Annotated in this window: 16 protein-coding genes; 10 read left to right on the top strand and 6 right to left on the bottom strand. The window is 75.1% G+C overall.

All coding sequences use genetic code 11. The annotated features are described in order from the left end of the window. Positions 1-3 precede the first annotated feature (3 nt). From HGA03_RS15020 to HGA03_RS14980, 9 genes are read left to right on the top strand one after another with little or no spacing between them, the layout of a single operon-like run. Entirely contained in the window at positions 4-1,023 is a 1,020-nt protein-coding gene (locus HGA03_RS15020) for an NAD-dependent epimerase/dehydratase family protein (RefSeq protein WP_168631105.1), read from the top strand. Next, a complete protein-coding gene (locus HGA03_RS15015) occupies positions 1,023-2,090 on the top strand; it encodes a dihydrodipicolinate synthase family protein (RefSeq protein ID WP_168631104.1) in 1,068 nt (355 codons plus the stop codon). The genes HGA03_RS15020 and HGA03_RS15015 overlap by 1 nt, the downstream gene beginning before the upstream one ends. After that, a complete protein-coding gene (locus HGA03_RS15010; RefSeq protein WP_168631103.1) occupies positions 2,087-3,181 on the top strand; it encodes a hydroxyacid dehydrogenase in 1,095 nt (364 codons plus the stop codon). The genes HGA03_RS15015 and HGA03_RS15010 overlap by 4 nt, the downstream gene beginning before the upstream one ends. Then, positions 3,178-3,921 carry an HpcH/HpaI aldolase family protein gene (locus HGA03_RS15005; protein WP_168631102.1) on the top strand — a complete coding sequence of 248 codons (744 nt, stop codon included), beginning with the start codon at positions 3,178-3,180 and terminating at the stop codon, positions 3,919-3,921. The genes HGA03_RS15010 and HGA03_RS15005 overlap by 4 nt, the downstream gene beginning before the upstream one ends. Continuing rightward, a complete protein-coding gene (locus HGA03_RS15000) occupies positions 3,918-5,333 on the top strand; it encodes a hypothetical protein (protein WP_168631101.1) in 1,416 nt (471 codons plus the stop codon). Before HGA03_RS15005 ends, HGA03_RS15000 begins: the two co-directional genes overlap by 4 nt. Further along, positions 5,330-6,139, top strand: coding sequence for an SDR family NAD(P)-dependent oxidoreductase (locus HGA03_RS14995; RefSeq protein ID WP_168631100.1), 810 nt, complete (start codon positions 5,330-5,332; stop codon positions 6,137-6,139). The genes HGA03_RS15000 and HGA03_RS14995 overlap by 4 nt, the downstream gene beginning before the upstream one ends. Further along, positions 6,136-7,863, top strand: a complete 1,728-nt coding sequence (locus HGA03_RS14990) for a dihydroxy-acid dehydratase (RefSeq protein WP_168631099.1) — start codon at positions 6,136-6,138, stop codon at positions 7,861-7,863. Before HGA03_RS14995 ends, HGA03_RS14990 begins: the two co-directional genes overlap by 4 nt. Before the next feature lie 53 nt (positions 7,864-7,916). Further along, entirely contained in the window at positions 7,917-8,840 is a 924-nt protein-coding gene (locus HGA03_RS14985) for a dihydrodipicolinate synthase family protein (protein ID WP_168631098.1), read from the top strand. Positions 8,841-8,850: 10 nt separating this feature from the next. Continuing rightward, entirely contained in the window at positions 8,851-9,807 is a 957-nt protein-coding gene (locus HGA03_RS14980; RefSeq protein ID WP_168631097.1) for an SMP-30/gluconolactonase/LRE family protein, read from the top strand. Between the two features lie 32 nt (positions 9,808-9,839). Here HGA03_RS14980 and HGA03_RS14975 read toward each other — a convergent pair whose 3' ends face one another. Beyond that, entirely contained in the window at positions 9,840-10,736 is an 897-nt protein-coding gene (locus tag HGA03_RS14975; protein WP_168631096.1) for an EamA family transporter, read from the bottom strand. Between the two features lie 282 nt (positions 10,737-11,018). Here HGA03_RS14975 and bsh point away from each other — a divergent pair, with 282 nt between their 5' ends. Then, positions 11,019-11,966, top strand: coding sequence for a choloylglycine hydrolase (gene bsh / locus HGA03_RS14970; RefSeq protein ID WP_168631095.1), 948 nt, complete (start codon positions 11,019-11,021; stop codon positions 11,964-11,966). On the opposite strand, the gene HGA03_RS14965 is transcribed toward bsh, so the two are convergent. From HGA03_RS14965 to HGA03_RS14945, 5 genes are read right to left on the bottom strand one after another with little or no spacing between them, the layout of a single operon-like run. Beyond that, a complete protein-coding gene (locus tag HGA03_RS14965; protein WP_168631094.1) occupies positions 11,963-12,697 on the bottom strand; it encodes a nucleotidyl transferase AbiEii/AbiGii toxin family protein in 735 nt (244 codons plus the stop codon). The two genes, bsh and HGA03_RS14965, sit on opposite strands and share 4 nt — an antisense overlap. A 37-nt stretch (positions 12,698-12,734) precedes the next feature. Next, positions 12,735-13,553 carry a type IV toxin-antitoxin system AbiEi family antitoxin domain-containing protein gene (locus tag HGA03_RS14960; RefSeq protein ID WP_168631093.1) on the bottom strand — a complete coding sequence of 273 codons (819 nt, stop codon included), beginning with the start codon at positions 13,551-13,553 and terminating at the stop codon, positions 12,735-12,737. Between the two features lie 50 nt (positions 13,554-13,603). Beyond that, positions 13,604-14,845, bottom strand: a complete 1,242-nt coding sequence (locus HGA03_RS14955) for a phosphopentomutase (RefSeq protein WP_168631092.1) — start codon at positions 14,843-14,845, stop codon at positions 13,604-13,606. Continuing rightward, on the bottom strand, positions 14,842-16,050 hold the full coding sequence (locus HGA03_RS14950; RefSeq protein WP_168631091.1) for an alanine racemase: 1,209 nt from the start codon (positions 16,048-16,050) through the stop codon (positions 14,842-14,844). The genes HGA03_RS14955 and HGA03_RS14950 overlap by 4 nt, the downstream gene beginning before the upstream one ends. Before the next feature lie 41 nt (positions 16,051-16,091). Then, positions 16,092-17,213, bottom strand: a complete 1,122-nt coding sequence (locus HGA03_RS14945) for an aminotransferase class V-fold PLP-dependent enzyme (protein WP_168631090.1) — start codon at positions 17,211-17,213, stop codon at positions 16,092-16,094. Position 17,214 lies beyond the last annotated feature (1 nt).

Below are 17,214 nucleotides of genomic sequence, written 5' to 3'. Positions count from 1 at the left end.
CCGATGTTCACCTCGCAGACCGAGCTGGAGGACCGGCTCACCACCCCCTCGCCCGCCCTGGTCGCCGACCTGGCACGCTCCAGCGGCGACCTGGTGATCCTGGGCGCCGGCGGCAAGATGGGCCCGACCCTGGCGGTGCTGGCCCGCCGGGCGATGGACGCCGCCGGCCGGACCGGGGATGCCGTGCACGCGGTCTCCCGCTGGTCGGACGCCGCGCAGGCCGATCACCTGCGGTCGCAGGGGGTGTCGGTGCACGCCGCCGATCTGCTGGCCGACGCCGAGCCGGAGCTGCCGGACGGTGCGGACGTGCTGTTCATGGTCGGCGCCAAGTTCGGTTCCGCCTCGGCACCGTCCTGGGCGTGGGCGGTGAACGCCGCACTGCCGGACCGGGTCGCGCGGCGCTACGCCGGGTCGCGGATCACCGCGTTCTCCACCGGGAACGTCTACCCGCTGGTGCCGGTCGAGTCCCAGGGCGCGGCCGAGGACCACCCGGTCGGGCCGGTCGGCGAGTACGCGATGTCCTGCCTGGGCCGGGAACGGGTGTTCGCCCACGGCGCGCTGACCCGGGGCACCCCGGTGAGCCTGATCCGGCTGAACTATGCGGTGGATCTGCGCTACGGCGTGCTGGCCGACATCGGCGCCACCCTGCTGGCCGGTGAGCCGGTCGACCTGACCACCGGGCACGTGAACGTGGTTTGGCAGGGCTACGCCAACGAGGTCACCCTGCGGGCGATGGCGCACGCCTCGCCGGAGGTGTTCACCCTGAACCTGACCGGCCCGGAGGTGCTGCCGGTGCAGCGGGTGGCCCGGCGACTGGCCGCCGGTCTCGGGGTGGAGCCGGCCTTCACCGGGGAGCCCGCGCCCACCGCGCTGCTGAACGACGCCACCCGGTGCTTCGACCTGTTCGGCTACCCGGACGTCACCGCCGGACAGCTGATCGACTGGCAGGCCGCCTGGCTGCGCGCCGGGCTGCCGACCAGCGGCAAGCCGACCAAGTTCACGGTCCGGGACGGGGCGTTCTGATGCTGGCTCCCGAGCTGCACACCCTGCTGCACGACGGCGCGGTGATCCCCGCCCACCCGCTGGCCCTGACCGCCGAGCGCCGGTTCGACGAGCGGCACCAGCGTGCCCTGACCCGGTACTACGCCGCCTCCGGCGCCGGCGGGGTCGCGGTGGGCGTGCACACCACCCAGTTCGAGATCCGCGAACCGGGGATCGACCTGTACCGCCCGGTGCTGGAACTGGCCGCCGACGTGCTGGACCGGGAGGTGGACCGCCCGTTCCTGCGGGTCGCCGGGGTCGCCGGGCCGGTGCACCAGGCGGTGGCCGAGGCGGAACTCGCCGCCGGGCTCGGCTACCACGCGGTGCTGCTCAGCCCGCCGCGGCCGGCCGCCGGGGAGCCGGAGCCGACCGAGGACGCGATGATCGAGCGTGCCGCCGCGGTGGGCGAGGTGCTGCCGGTGATCGGTTTCTACCTGCAGGCGGCGATCCGCGGCCCGCGGCTGGGCCTGTCGTTCTGGCGCCGGTTCGCCGAGCTGGAATCGGTGGTCGCGGTGAAGGCAGCGCCCTTCGACCGGTACCGCACCCTGGACGTGGCCCGTGCGGTCGCCGGATCGTCCCGGGGCGCCGACATCGCGCTGTACACCGGCAACGACGACGCGATCGTGGCGGACCTGTTGAGCACGCTGACCTTCGACGGCCCGGACGGGGCGCCGGTGACCCGGCACGTGGCCGGCGGCCTGCTCGGTCACTGGTCGGTGTGGACCCGCCGGGCGGTCGAGCTGCTGGACCGGGTGCGGGACGCCCGGGCCGGGGACGCCGCCGCCACCGTCGAGCTGATGGCCCGGGCCGCCGCGATCACCGACGCGAACGCCGCGCTCTTCGACCCGTCACACGGCTTCGCGGGCTGCATCGCCGGGGTGCACGAGGTGCTGCGCCGCCAGGGCTTGCTGGCCGGGACCTGGTGCCTGGACCCGGCGGAGGGCCTGTCGCCCGGACAGCCCGAGGAGATCGACCGGGTGCTCCGCCTGCACCCCTGGCTGACCGACGACGACTTCGTCGCCGAACACCTGGACGGGTGGCTGCGATGACCGGCGCCCAGCCCGCGAGTTCGCCGGTCCCGCACCCGGATCGTCAGCCCCGCCCCCGCACCCACGGCGGGAGTGCCGAACTCGGCGCCGCGACCGTGCTGGTGGCGGTGCCGGAAGGACTGCGCGCGGAGTTCTTCGACCGGGACGCGCTCGCCCGGCTGGACGCGGTGGCCGACCGGCTCGGCGGGACGGTCGAGTGGCTGGACGGTGGGACGGCGCTGGCGTCGCCGGGCGTGGTCCGGCCCGCCGCCCGGGTGCTGGTCACCTGCTGGGGCCAACCGCCGCTGGACGCCGCCCTGCTCGACCGGCTGCCCACGTTGCAGCTGGTCGCGCACACCGGGGCCAGCGTCCGGCCGTTCGTCACCGGGGAGCTGTTCGCCCGCGGTGTCCGGGTCACCCAGGCGGGACAGGGGATGGCCCGGCCGGTCGCCGAGGTCGCACTGACCTTCACCCTGGCGCTGCTGCACCAGGTGCCCCGGTTCGACCATGCCCTGGCCGCCGGCGCCGACTGGGCCACCGCCGAGTCCGCCCCGCCCCGGCACGAGCTGCTCGGCAGCACGATCGGCGTGGTCGGCGCCTCCCGGACCGGGCGGGCGAACATCGCGCTGCTGACCGCCCTGGGTGCCCGGGTGCTGGTCGCCGACCCGTACCTCACCGACGCGGACGCCCTGGGGGTGGAGGCGGTGGAGCTGGACGAGCTGTTCCGCCGCAGCCGGATCGTCGTGCTGCACGCCCCGTCGCTGCCGGAGACCCGGCACCTGGTGGACGCCCGCCGGCTGGCGCTGATGCCGGACGGCGCCGGGCTGGTCAACACCGCGCGGTCCTGGCTGGTGGATGAGGCGGCGCTGCTGGCCGAACTGCGCACCGGCCGGATCGACGCGGCGCTGGACGTCTTCGACGCCGAACCGCTGCCCGCCGACCACCCGCTGCGCGCCCTGCCGAACGTGCTGCTCACCCCGCACCACGCGGCCGGCACCGTCGAGGGCCGGTTGCGCCAGGGCCGGATCGTGCTGGCCGAGCTGGACCGTGCTGCCCGGGGCGAACCGTTGGAGCATGCGGTGACCCCCGACGACCTGGAGCGTGTCGCATGACCTTCCCGTCCGGCCCCGCCGCCCTCGGCGTGTGGAGCACCCTGCCCGACCCGGTGACCGCCGAACTCCTCGGCCGGGCCGGCTACGACTACCTCTGCGTGGACCTGCAGCACGGGATGACCGGCCCCGGCACCGTCGTCCCGGTGCTGCAAGCGCTCCGGCATACCCCGGCCACCACCCTGGTCCGGGTCGCCGACCACCGCCCGGACGCGATGATGCGGGCGCTCGACCTCGGCGCCGACGGGGTGATCGTGCCGATGGTGGACAGCCCGGAGCAGGCCGCCGCCGCGGTGGCCGCCTGCACCTACCCGCCCGCCGGCTTCCGGTCCTGGGGGCCGATGTGGGGTGACGTCGACGGCACCGCGCCGGCGCCGGAGCGGGCGGATGCCGACCGGCTGGTGTTCGTGATGGTGGAGACCGCCGCGGGCTTCGAGGCGGTGCGGGAGATCGCCGCGGTGCCCGGGCTGGCCGGGATCTACGTCGGCCCGAACGACCTGGCGCTGACGCTCGGGCTCGGCCGGGAGACCTATGCCGGCTCGGCGGCGGTGCACCGGGCGCTGGACACCGTGCTGGCCGCGACCGAGGCCGCCGGGATCGTGATGGGCCTGCACTGCGCCACCGGGCAGATGGCGGCGTACTGGCGGGAGCGCGGCGTGCGGATGCTCACCGTGGCCACCGACTCCACCCTGCTGCGCACCGCCTCGGCCGACGTGCTGGCCACCGCCCGGGGTGAGGCATGACCGCCCCGGTGCTCCGCGACGCGCTGCCCGCCGTCACCACCTGGACCCCGCGCGAGTCCGCCGTCACCGCCGGGGTCGCCCGGGCCGACGTCACCCCGCCGACCGGTATCCGCGCGCACAACTGGGGGGCGGCGCGCACGGAGCTGGCCACCGGCGTGCACTGCCCGCTCACCGCCACCGTGCTGGCCTTCCGCGACCCGGCGGCCGGCCGCTGGCGCTACCTGCTGACCCTGGACCTGGGCTGGTGGCGGGACACCGCGTCCTTCCTGCGGCTGCGCGACCCGATCCTGGCCGCCCTGGGCGCCGACCCGGACGACCTGCTGCTGCACCTGGTGCACACCCATGCCGGCCCGTCGATCAGCGACCTGGGCCTGGACCTGCCGGGCGCCGACCTGCTGCCCGGGTACCAGGACACGCTCGTCGCCGCGGTGACCGCCGCCTGCCGCAGCGCCCGGGAGTCCGCCGCCCCCGCGGTGCTGACCTGGGCGCAGGGCCGGTGCGACCTGGCGGTGAGCCGGAACCTGCCCTGCGGCGACCGGGACGTGGTGGCCTTCGACCCCGGCACCCCCGCGGACGACACCCTGCTGGTCGGCCGGCTCAGCACCGGGGGGCGCACGATCGCCACCCTGGTCAACTACGCCTGCCACCCCACCACACTGGCCCACCACAACAGCCTGCTGTCCCCGGACCTGGTCGGCGCCACCCGGGAGGTGGTCGAGACGGCCACCGGCGCACCGTGCCTGTTCCTGCAGGGCGCCTCCGGCGAACTGTCCCCGCGCGAGCAGTACGGCCCCGGCACCGAACAGACCGACCGCAACGGCCGGGTGCTCGGCCACGCCGCGGTCGCCGTGCTGGAACGGATGGGCGAACCCGGCACCCGGCTGCGCTTCGACGGGGTGGTGGAGTCCGGCGCGCCGCTGGGACTGTGGCAGCGCGAACCCACCGCGGTGCCCGCCGACGTCGACTGCACCGCCACGGTCGTCCCACTGCCCGCCCGCCCCGCCCCGACCGCCGACCAGGTCGCCGACCGCTGGTCCGGCATCGACCCGGTCGCCGCCACCGAGCGCCTGCGCCGCGCCACCCGGCTCGCCGAGGGCTACCTGGACGGCGACACGGCCCGGCACCCGCTCTGGGTCTGGCGGCTGGGCGACGCGGTGATCGTGGCGCACCCCGGCGAGGCGTTCTCCGCCTTCCAGACCACCCTGCGCACCCGGCACCCCGACCGGGCGGTGCTGGTGCTCAACCTGACCAACGGCCCCGGCTTCGTCTACCTGCCGGACGCCGGCTCGTATCACCGCGACCGGTACCAGGTGTGGCAGACCCTGCTCGCCCCCGGCGGCCTGGAGCTGCTGACCGACGCCGCCGACCGCCTGATCGCCGGACTCGCCCCGGCCCGTGAGGAGACCGCATGACCGCGACCCGTTCGGTGGTGGTGACCGGATCGTCCTCCGGCCTCGGCCGCGCGATCGCCACCCGGCTGGCCGCCGACGGCTGGGCGGTGGTGGTCACCGGCCGGGACACCACCCGCACCGCCGAGGTCGCCGACACCCTGCGCGCCACCGGTGCCCGGGTCGCCGCGGTGGCCGGGGACGTCGCCGACCGCGACCTGCACCCGCGCCTGCTGGCCACCGCCACCGGGCTGGCCCCGCTCGGCGGCTGGGTGAACTGCGCCGGGATCACCGTCCGCAACGGCCTGACCGAGCTGTCCGAGCCGGACACCTGGGCGATGGTCCGCGGCAACCAGCTCGGGTCGCTGTGGGGCTGCGAGACCGCCGTCGGTGCGTTCCTGGCCACCGGCGAGCCGGGCGCGATCGTCAACATGTCCTCGGTGCACGGGTCGCGGGCCTACCCCGAGCACACCGTGTACGAGATGACCAAGGCCGCGGTGGAGGCGCTCACCCGGTCGGTCGCGGTGACCTACGCCGCCCACGGCATCCGGGCCAACGCGGTCGCCCCCGGCGCGGTCCGCTCCCCGGCGCTCGACGAGTCGTTCCGCCGCGCCCCGGACCCGGTCGCCGCCGAGCGCTTCCTGGCCGACCGCTCACCCGCCCGCCGGATCGGGGAACCCGAGGAGGTCGCCGCCGTGGTCGCCTTCCTGCTGTCCGGCCAGGCGTCCTATGTCTCCGGGCAGACGGTGGCGATCGACGGCGGCTGGCTGGCGGCGCTCGCGGACGACCCGGACGACCCGGAGGCCCGCCGGGCGGGGGTGACGGGATGACCGCCCCGCTGCGCTCCGCCGCCTGGTTCTCCGGCACCGACGAGGTCGCCGTGCTGCACCGGGTCGCCCTGCGGCTCGGCCCCGAGGACCTGGGCAAGCCGGTGATCGGGATCGCGGACACCGCCAGCGACCTCAACCCGTGCAATGCCGGCTTCACCGCGCTGGCCGAGCAGGTCGCCGAGGGGGTCCGGGCCGCCGGGGGCATCCCGGTCCGGTTCCCGGTGATGTCGCTGGGCGAGGACCTGATGAAGCCCTCGGCGATGCTCTACCGGAACCTGGTCGCGATGGAGTTGGAGGAGACCGCCCGCGCCTATCCGCTGGACGGCGTGGTCCACCTGGCCAACTGCGACAAGACCGTGCCCGCCGCGCTGATGGCCGCCGCCTCCGCCGACCTGCCCGCGCTGCTGCTGCTCGGTGGTGCCCGGTCGGCACCGGAGTTCCGCGGCCGCCCGCTCGGCGCCGGCACCGACCTGTGGCGGGCGCTGGACGACCGCCGGGCCGGCACGCTGGACGACACCGGCTGGCGGGACCTGGAACGCTGCCTGACCTGCGCCGGCCCGGGCGCCTGCAACGTGATGGGCACCGCCTCCACCCTGGCGATGTTGAGCGAGGCGCTCGGCATGGCCCTGCCCGGCACCGCACTGCTGGACGCGGTCGGCCCCGGTATCGAGCAGGCCGCCCGGGACACCGGTGCCCGGGTGGTCGCCCTGGTGCACGAGGACCGGCGACCGTCGGCACAGATGACCCAGGCGGCACTGGACACCGCGATCCGGGTGCTGGCGGCGGTCGGCGGGTCCACCAACGCGGTGATCCACCTGGCCGCGATCGCCGGGCGCCTGGGCCTGGACGCGAGCCTGACCCGGATGGACGCACTCTGGCGGGACGTGCCGCTGCTGGCGGATGTCGAACCCTGCGGCTCGGGCCTGGTGCACCGCCTGCACCGCGACGGCGGACTCCCCACCCTGCTGGCGGCCCTGGACGCCGCCCTCGCCGAGCGGGCCGCGGACGGCCGGACGTGGGCGGAGGTGGTGGCGGACTTCCCCGCGCCCGGCCTGCCCGGCTCGCTGATCCACACCCTGGACTCGCCCGTCCTCCCGGCGCCCACGCTCGCCGCGGTGCACGGGTCGCTCGCCCCCTCCGGCGCGGTGATCAAGGTCGCCGCCGCCACGCCGGACCTGCTGACGCACACCGGGCGGGCGGTGGTCTTCGACTCCTACGCCGACATGCGCACCCGGCTGGACGATCCGGAGCTGGACGTCACCGCCGCCGACGTGCTGGTGGTGCGCGGCTGCGGCCCGGTCGGCGTGCCGGGGATGCCGGAGTGGGGGATGGCCCCGATCCCGCAGCGGCTGGTCGAGCAGGGCGTGCGGGACCTGGTGCGGATCAGCGACGGGCGGATGAGCGGCACCTCCTTCGGCACCGTCGTCCTGCACGTCGCACCCGAGTCCGCGGTCGGCGGGCCGCTCGGCCTGGTCCGCGACGGTGACCCGATCCGGCTGGACGTGCCCGCCCGGCGACTGGAGTTGGTCGTCGACCCGGCCGAACTCGACCGCCGCCGGTCCACCGCCCCGCCACCGCCCACCTCCGCCGAGCACCTGCGCGGCTGGCCGCGGCTGTACGCCGACCACGTGCTGCAGGCCGACCGCGGCGCCGACCTCGACTTCCTCACCGCACCGACCCCGGCGCACCGCCGGTTCGTCGCACCCGTGGTCGGACGGTCCTGATGCCGTCGACCGTTCCCGACCCCCGACCGGCATCCCGCCACGAAGGAGACACCATGACCGCACCCAGGCCCCTCGCGGGCGTCCTGCCGGTGATCCAGACCCCGTTCACCGCCGACGGGGCGATCGACGCCGCCGCCCTCGGCCAGGAGATCGACTGGGTGCTCGACCAGGGCGCCCACGGCATCACCACCGGCATGGTCAGCGAGATCCTGCGGATGTCCGCCCTGGAACGCGACCAGCTCGCCACCCTGGTCTGCGACCGGGCCACCGCCCGCGGGGCACTCAGCGTGATCAGCGTGGGCGCCGAGTCGACCTTCGGCGCGATCGCCGCCGCCCGGCACGCCGAGTCCGCCGGGGCCGACGCGCTGATGGCGATCCCGCCGATCACGGTCCATCTCGACGACGACGAACTGTTCGGCTACTACGCGGCGATCATCGAGGCGACCGGCATCGGCGTGGTGGTGCAGGACGCCTCCGGGTACGTCGGGCGCTCGCTGTCGATCGACCTGCAGATGCGACTGCTGGACCGGTTCGGCGACCGGGTGTTCTTCAAGCCCGAGGCGGCGCCGATCGGTCAGCGGCTCACCCTGCTGCGCGAGGCCACCGGCGGCCGGGCGAAGGTCTTCGAGGGCACCGGTGGGGCGGCGCTGATCGACTCGTTCCGGCGCGGGATCGTCGGCACCATGCCCGGGTCGGAGGTGGTGTGGGCGATCGTGCGGATGTGGGATCTGGTCGGGGCCGGGCACTACGACGCGGCGTACGAGATCAGTGGTCCGCTGTCCTCCCTGGTGGCGCTGCAGACCTCGATCGACGTGTTCGTCGCGATCGAGAAGCACCTGCTGGTCCGCCAGGGCGTGCTGCCCGCCGCGCACACCCGCGCGCCGCACGGCTTCGTGCTGGACAGCGAGACCCGGGCCGAGGTGGACCGGCTGTTCGACCTGCTGCGCGAGCGCACCCTGACCGCGGCGGCCGTCTAGCCTCGGCGCCATGACCCCGCACGACCTGGCCACCGCCCCCGCCCCCACCCGCCGGATCGACGTCGACCAGCTGCTGGCGACCCTGCCCCGGATCGACGCCGACCCGGTGGCGCTCGGCGAGGTCCGGGCCCGGCTCGGCGAGCGCCCGGTGTGGCACGGCGGGGAGCTGACCTGGGTCGACGTCGAGGCCGGGCTGGTGCACCGCTGGCCGGACGCCGATCCGGCGCGGGCAGCCCAGCCGTGGTCGGCCGGGTCCACGGTGGGGATCGCCTGGCCGGCCGGGTCGGGCGGGGTGCTGGCCGCCGCCACCGGCGGTCTGCGGCTGATCGACCCGGATCCCGCCGGTCGCTCCGCCCTGCTCGGCGCCACCCCGCCGCCCGGGCAGCGCTGGAACGACGGCGCCACCGACCCCGCGGGCCGGCTCTGGCTCACCTCGATGCCCGCGGACGACGCCACCGCCCCCGGCGCGGTCCACCGGCTCATCCCGGAGACCGCCGAGGTGGCGATCATCGACGTGACCTGCGGCAACGGCATCCAGTTCAGCCCGGACGGCGCCTGGATGTACCTCACCGACTCGGTCCGCCGCGTGCTGTACCGCCTGCGCTACGACCTGGACACCGGCATCCCCGGCCCGCCCGAGCCGCTGCTCGCGTTCACCGCGGACGGCCCGATCCCGGACGGCACCACCGTGGACGCCGACGGTGCGCTCTGGGTCGCGGTGTGGGGTGCGGGCGCGGTGCTCCGCCTGACCCCGGACGGCGAGCCGGTGGACGCGATGGTGCTGCCGGTGCCGCTGACCACCTGTCTGGCGATCGGCCCGGACGGCACCGGGTGGGTGACCACCGCGGGGCGGCCGGATGCCCGGCTGGGCGACCCCGGCGCCGCGGACGGTGCGGGGGCGGTGTGGCGGGTCCGGCTGCCCGCGGGGGTGCGGCCGGGGCTGATCAGCCCGGTCAAGGGCGCCTGAACCTCGGCGGCCCGGCCCTGGCCCGGACCCCGTCAGCGCAGCACGACCCCCAGCTGATCGGCCTCCCCGTCGGCCGACACCGGCCCGGCCACCCGCCCGGACAGCCAGATCACCGCCGCCCCGGAGGCGACCACCAGCGCGATCCCGCCCAGCATCCACCCGGTCAGCCGGTCGCCGAGCAGCGTGGCACCGACCAGCGCCCCCATCACCGGGTCGACCGCGAACAGCGTCCCGGCCACCCGCGGAGAGGTCAGCCGCACCGCCAGGAAGTCCAGGCTGAACGCCATCGCCACCCCGAGCAGCCCGGAGGCGACCAGCGGCAGCAGGTCCCGGCCCTCCACCAGCGGGATCGCCGGCACCGAGAACGGCGCCAGCAGCACCGCCCCGACAGTCACCGACAGTGCCAGCCCGCCGAGCCCGGAGTCGTCGTCGCCGACCCGGCCGGCCAGCACCGTGTACCCGCCGAAGGCCGCCGCGGCGCCGAGTCCGGCCAGGACACCCACCGGGTCCAGGTCGCCCTGCGGCCCGGCGACCAGGGCCACGCCGACCAGGGTCAGCACCGGCAGCAGTCGCTGCGCCCCCCGGGCGCCGACGGCGGCCACGGCCAGCGGCCCGCAGAACTCCAGGGTGACCGCGACACCCAGCGGCACCCGCTGCACCGCGTGGTAGAACAACACGTTCATCGCGGCCATTGCGATGCCGTACAGCACGATGCCGAGCCAGGCGGAGCGAGTGCGACCGCGCAGCCGGGGCCGGGTGAGCAGCAGCAGGACGACCGCGGCCACGGTCATCCGGAAGCCGGACACGGCCGGGATCGGCAACCGCCCGAACAGTCCTTCGGCGAGGGCGGCGGAGACCTGGATGCCGGCCGAACCGACCAGGACGCAGGCGGTGGCGGTCAGGGCACGGGAGCGCGGGGTGGAACGCATGGGGACTTCCTCACGATGAGCGATCGGCTGGGTCGGAGGGCAGCACCCGGCCCCCGCACCGGGTGCGGGTGGGGGAGTGCGACCGTCAGGCCGCCGAGGGGCCCCGGCGCGCCGAGCAGCCGAGGAAGCTCATCGGATCCATGGCGGGCACTGTAGACACCCGCGCCCGGCATCCGGGACGGCGTCTCAGCCCGCGGCGGTGCTCCAGATGCCGGGGTGCACCGTCCGGGCGATGCTGGAGAGGCGGGGCCAGGACCCCGCCCATCCACAGGGGGTTTCGGCATGTGCACAGGTATTCGGTTCACCGACGGCAGCGGCGCGCTCTACCTGGCCCGTAATCTGGACTGGACCAGCGGGTACGGCGAGCGGGTGGTGATCACACCGACCGGCTATCAGCCCCGGTCACCCTTCGAGGCGGTGCCGGCGATCCGGCACGCGGTGATCGGCATGGGCATCGTCGAGGAGGGCACGCCGCTGTACTTCGACTGCGGGAACGACGCCGGGCTCGCGGTCGCCGGGCTCAACTTCCCCGGCTACGCCCAGTACGCCACCGGGCCGGTCGACGGGAAGACCAACGTGGCGGCCTTCGAGTTCCCGCTCTGGGTCGCCTCCCAGTTCTCCACCGTCGACGAGGTCGAGGCTGCCCTGGCCGACGTGGTGATCGTGGACCGCCCGATCAACGACAAGTACCCCAGCTCGCTGCTGCACTGGATCATCGGCGACGCGAACCGGGCGATCGTGGTCGAGTACACCGCCGACGGGATGCACGTCTTCGACGACGACGTGGACGTGCTGGCCAACCAGCCCGGCTTCGGCTGGCACCACGAGAACCTGCGCAACTACCTCAACGCCTCCCCGGTGTTCCCCGACGAGCTGGTGCTCGGCCGGGCGCACCTGGTCCCGTTCGGCTCCGGCTCGCACATGCGCGGCATCCCGGGCGACTACTCCTCGCCGTCCCGGTTCGCCCGCGCCGCCTACGTGCACGCGCACTACCCGCAGCAGTCCACCGAGCAGGCGAACGTCAGCCGGGCGTTCCACACCCTGCAGCAGGTCGCGATGGTCGACGGCAGTGCCGCGATGGCCTCCGGCGAGTTCGAGAAGACGATCTACACCGGGCTGTTCTCCTCCCGGACCACGACCTACTACTGGAACACCTACGACGACCCGGCGATCCAGAGCGTGGCGCTGTCCGACCACGACGCGGCCGGGACGGAGCTGGTGGTGGTCTAGGGCACGGCCCTGTCGGCTGGGGAGTCGCGCCAGGCGAGGTCGGCGGCGAGCCACCGGCGACCGGTGGCGGTGCCGTCCAGAGCGGGGTCCAGGAACTTGTGCACGAGGGTGACCGCATCGGCGAACGACGTGAGGTCTGCGACGATCGAGACCTTGCGGGCCGCCGGGGGATACGTCCGTTCCCATGCGGGCGGAGGTGAGAACGCCGGTTCGCCGGGGAGTGCCCGGTGCGCCCACTCCCCGCGGATGGCGCGGATCAGCGCGCTGCCGTCGACGTCTTGTGAGCGGGCGAACACGACCAGATCGACCAGGTCGCGAACCCGACTCGATGGCAGGTCATTGTTCGTCCCGTAGGTGGCCTGGGTCGCGCAGAGCTTGTCGGCGATGTGATCGACCACCGGGTACAGGCGGATCGGGGGCGTGGCGAGACCGGGCAGCTCCAGCACCGGGTCGTCGTACGGCTCGGGGTCCGTCGTCATCAGCGAGCCGGTCACCAGGTCGACGCCGAACCGCGACTTCAGCGTCGCTCCGCAGTAGGCGTCGAAGCCGACCCGGCAGCCCTGCAGGTTCGGCTGCTCGGCCCCGCCGACGTTCGTCTCGACCCTCGTGACCACGAAGCGGAAGTGATCGCGCAGGTCGATTGCGGCAGCGGCGCGGAGTGCGTCGATCGCCTGGTCGAGGTCGAGCTCGAGGGCCGCGTGGCCTTGGCCCGATCGGTGACCGCCGCCCACAGCGCGGTCCCCGTGCGATACCCCTGGATCGCCGCCATCAGCGTTCTCCTGTGCGGGTGGTGGCCCTGATCGGTTGCGCGGCTGGAGCGTTCATCGACGGCTCGTGAAGCTGGCCGAGCGCCGCCAGGATCGGCATCAGGGTGCTCGCAGCACCGGCGGCGAGCAGGTCGCGACCGGCCGGTGTGTCGGCGAGCTCCTGCACCAGCGCGGCCGGGCTGAGTCCGACGAGATCCAGCAGATGCTCGACGAGCGCGCGTCCGTCGCGCTGTCCGTAGCGCCGGGCAGAGGACTCGACGCGCGCGGCGAGCTCGGGGAGGTCGATGACGCCGCGGCGGGTGCCCTGGCCGATGATCTGCGCGACGTGTTCGGCGTCGTGGCCGTCCCGCAGCAGGTCGGCCACGGTGCGTTCAGCGGTCGTGGTCGGCAGTCCGTCGACGAGGGTGACGTCCGAGTCGGTGAGGGTGCTGCGGTGCAGCCGGATGCTGCGGCGGGTCTGCTTGCGCTCCGCCAGTGTGATCTCGGGTGTGTCGTCGAGCAGGTCGCCCAGGCCGTGCAGGGCCGCAGCCGACGTGTGGGAGACGACGCCGGCGGCCGGCGGATCGGCGAGCCGTTCCTCCGCGGTGCGCGCTGGATCGAGCGAGAGCCATGCCGCGCGCAGGGCGCGGTGTTCCGTCGGCGCCGAAGCGCTGGCGTACACGCCGTGGTCGACGCGCTCCAGCACCCCCGCCTCGGCGAGGCGGGCGAGCTGGAGGCGAGTCACGCCCTCGCGCTGTGCCTGCGCGGTGGTCAGGAGCCCCCACTGGCCCGCCGCAAGCCGGGAGACCAGGCCCAGGTCGCGCATTGCTGACCGAGTCATGCTGCGATCGTATCACTTAGATGATACAAACGAAGCAGAGCTGGCTCCCCCTAGAACCCGCACGCCTCCCCGTGCCCGATCGCCCCGGCGGGCAGCCCGAGGTACCGGCCGACCCCGGCGCCGAGGTCCGCGAGCGACCCCAGGTCGGGCAGCCGCAGTGGCACGGCGCTGGCGGAGTCCCCGCCGTGCACCGCCAGCACCGGGGTGTACTCGCGAGTGTGGAAGGCGTGGCCGATGGTCGGGTCGTTGCCGTGGTCGCCGGTGACGATCAGCAGGTCCTCCGGCTCGAGGGCGGCGCACAGTCCGGGCAGGGCGGTGTCGACCTGTTCCAGCAGGTCGGCGTAGCGCCCGGGGTCCTGCTGGTGCCCGGCCAGGTCGGTCTGCTGGACGTTGGCGACGGTGAGGCCGCCGCGGCGCAGCCCGGCCAGGGTGTCGGCGAGCACGGTGGCGGTGTCCACCCCGGGGCGGTTGCTGACCTGGGGGCCCTCGGCGTGCAGGATGTCGGCGGCCTTGCCGACCAGGGTCACCGGGATGCCCGCGGCGGCGGTCGCCTGGGGCAGCTGGCGGGAGTGGTCGATCGCTGCGCCCAGGTGCTGGACCTGCAGGCCACCGAGCCGGTAGAACCCGGAGGCGGGGGTGTCCAGTCCGAGGGTGTCGTCCGGGCCGGGGCGGACCGACTCGGCCAGCGGCCGGTCCGAGTGGCCACCGACCGCGATCACCCGGGCGACCGGGGCCACCCGGCGGACGACGTCGGCGATCGCCAGGATCTGGTCGAAGCTGAGCTCGTCCAGCCGGGCGGAGACGTTCCAGTTCAGCCCGGGGTCGGCCTCCAGGTTGTCGTGCACCAGCGCGGCACCGTCGACCACCAGCGGGGCGCGGTTGTCGCCGAGCGGTTCCACCCGGTGCCCGGCCTCGCGCAGCACCGCGGTGAGCTGGTCGGCGCGGTCGGCGACCCGGCACAGGGTCACGTGGCTCATGTCCGCGCCCATCATGGTCTGGTGCCCGGCGAAGGTGTCGGCGCCCGGGTAGCCGAGGGCGGCCCGGCGCACCGTCGAGCGGCGGCGCAGCGCGTGCTCCGGCTCGGGGAGCAGGTCGGCCAGATCCGGTCGCAGCCGGGCCAGTCCGGCCCCGGTCAGGTGCGGGATCCGCAGCGGGCGACCGCGTTCCCGCACCGACCAGGCCGCCAGGGCACCCAGGGTGTCCGCGGCAGTGTCGCCGGGCCGCAGTTCGCCGGCGTCCGGCATCGCCCCCACGCCGAACCCGTCGACGACCAGGATCACCGCGGCGGTCACCGGGCCACCTCCGCGCACGCGGCGACCGCGGCCTCGTCCAGCGGGCGGCCGAGCGCGTCGAAGACCCCGTCGATCCGCGGTCGCCCGTCCCGCAGCCCGGAGACCACCGCGAGCCGGGACCGGGTGACGAACACCTGGGTCCGGAACGCCATGATCACCGGGTCGCCGACGTGGATCCGGGCGGCGTCCTCCCGCCGGGGGTCCAGGGTCCGGTAGTAGTCGATGTTCTCCGCCGGTCCGGGCAGGACGCCGGTGTGCAGGTCCCCGGTGGCGGTGCGCACCAGGGCACTGCGGACCTGACCGCGGGGGTAGAACCCGCCGCCGAACACCCGGGGCCGGTCCGCCCCGCAGTGCTGGGCGATCTCGGTCAGGTACACCATCGCGGGCACCTCGGGCAGGGTCAGGTCGTGCGCGTGCTGCGGGGTGGTGCCGGTGAGCGCGTGACCGGGCTCGGCGTGGGTGGCGCCCCAGGCGGCCAGCTCGGCGATCGTGGCGACCGAGGACCCGGAGGGCAGGTCCACCAGCACGTCCGGCACCCCGAGCGAGCGCAGGGTGTCGGCGGCGGCGAGCACCTGGCGCAGGGTCGGGGTCGGCTCCGGTGTGCCGTCCGGGCCGAACAGCAGGCAGGGGAACCCGGTCACCCCGGCGATCCGGACCCCGGTCATCCCGGCGGCGGCCCGGTGCACGGCGGCGACGTCGTCCGGGGCGAACCCGCCTTCCTGCCCGGGGTAGGTGCTGGACGGGTCGCCGGCCATCCGGAGCAGCACGTCCTGCACCCGGCCCTGGCGCGCGGACTCGGCGGCCACCGCCCGCAGGTTCTCCAGGTCGTAGACGGTGACCGCGCGCGGCCGGCGGGCCAGCACCCGGGGCAGGTCGCGCACCGGGATCTGCACCAGGTGGCCGACGTTGCCGAGCGCGACCCCGGCCGCGTCCAGGGTGTCGGCCTCGTGCACGTCGATGGCGGCGGCACGGGGCAGGTGCCGGGCGATGGTCCGGGACAGCAGCGGGTTGCGGCCGATCTGCTTGATGACGAACCACAGCTCGACGCCGTGGGCGGCACCGGCGGCGGCCAGGGCGGCGGCGTTGTGGTCGACGGCGTCGCGGTCCACGACGTAGGTGTCGGGGGACAGCCGGCCGGCCTGGTGCAGGGCGAACGCGGCCTCGATCAGCGGGCGATTACGGGATTCGGTGGCGGACAGGAACATGGAGCACTCCTTGCAGATCGGCGGACGGGGGTCGTCCCGGGTCAGCCGGTGCGGGCGGAGCGCAGGGTGCGCGCCAGCATGTCGAGGGTCAGGTCGGCCCCGGCGCGCATCGGGTTGATCCGGATCGCCCAGTCGGCCAGGTCGGGCCGGGCGTGCAGCGAGGAGCCGGACAGCCGGTAGATCAGCGGGGTGATCTCGTAGCGGGAGTTGGAGCCCACCGGGTAGGGGGCGGAGCCGTACCGGGCGGCCAGCGCGGGCACCTGGCGGGCGACCGGCTGGTCCAGCAGCGCGATCACGCACCGGTCCTGGGCGTTGGCCATCGTGGCGTCCACGATGCCGGGCACCTCACCGGCGACCAGGCGCTCGCAGACCTCGGCGGTGGCCACCGACTGGGCGGCCCAGTTCAGCGGCACCATCACCAGGGCCCGGAGCGCGTCCAGCGCCTGGTGGCCCTGGACCTGGCCCCCGCCGGAGTAGGTCGCCTCGTGCACCCGGTCGATCAGGTCCTGGTCGCCGAGCACCACGGCCACCCCCTCCGGCCCGTGCAACTTGAACAGCGAGAACGCGGAGGCGGCGGCACCGAGCTGGGTGCCGATCCGCGGGGTGCGGACCGCGCTGTAGTTGTCGTCGACGATCACCCGCCGCCCGGCCTGCCGGGCGACCGCGATCACCTCGCCGAGGTCGTAGGAGTCGGTCAGTTGCTGCCGGGAGTGCTGCAGGTACACCCACGCCGGGGCGTCCGGGGCGCCGACCGCGGCGCGCCAGGCGTCGCGGTCGTTGGCGTCGGCCCGGACCAGGGTGACCCCGGCGTCGGCGAAGGTCCGGGCGGTGGTCGGGTAGTCCGGCGCCTGGTGCACCAGCAGCCGGCGGTCGCCCTCGGACCAGGGCCCGGCGGCCAGCGCGACCCGGATCGCGCCGGTGCCGGCACCCTGGACCAGGGCGGCGGCCGGTGCCTCGAAGGCGTCGGCCAGTGCGCGCTCGGCCCGTGCGGTGGCGTCGGGCCGGCCGAGACCGGGCACCACCCCCAGGTCGGAGCGGAACAGGCCGCCGTCCGGGAAGTGCCGGGCCAGGCCGGCGACCAGGCGCTGCTGCAACGCCATGGACTCCTCGACCGTGGCGGCCGGCAGCGGGGTGGTGGTGGGCAGAGTGGGGCGGTCGGCCATG

This window comes from Cellulomonas denverensis, from assembly GCF_012396125.1.
Taxonomy (GTDB): Bacteria; Actinomycetota; Actinomycetes; order Actinomycetales; family Cellulomonadaceae; genus Cellulomonas; species Cellulomonas denverensis.
Note: the sequence above shows the minus strand (reverse complement) of the source record. Positions and strands in the feature narration are given on the sequence as shown.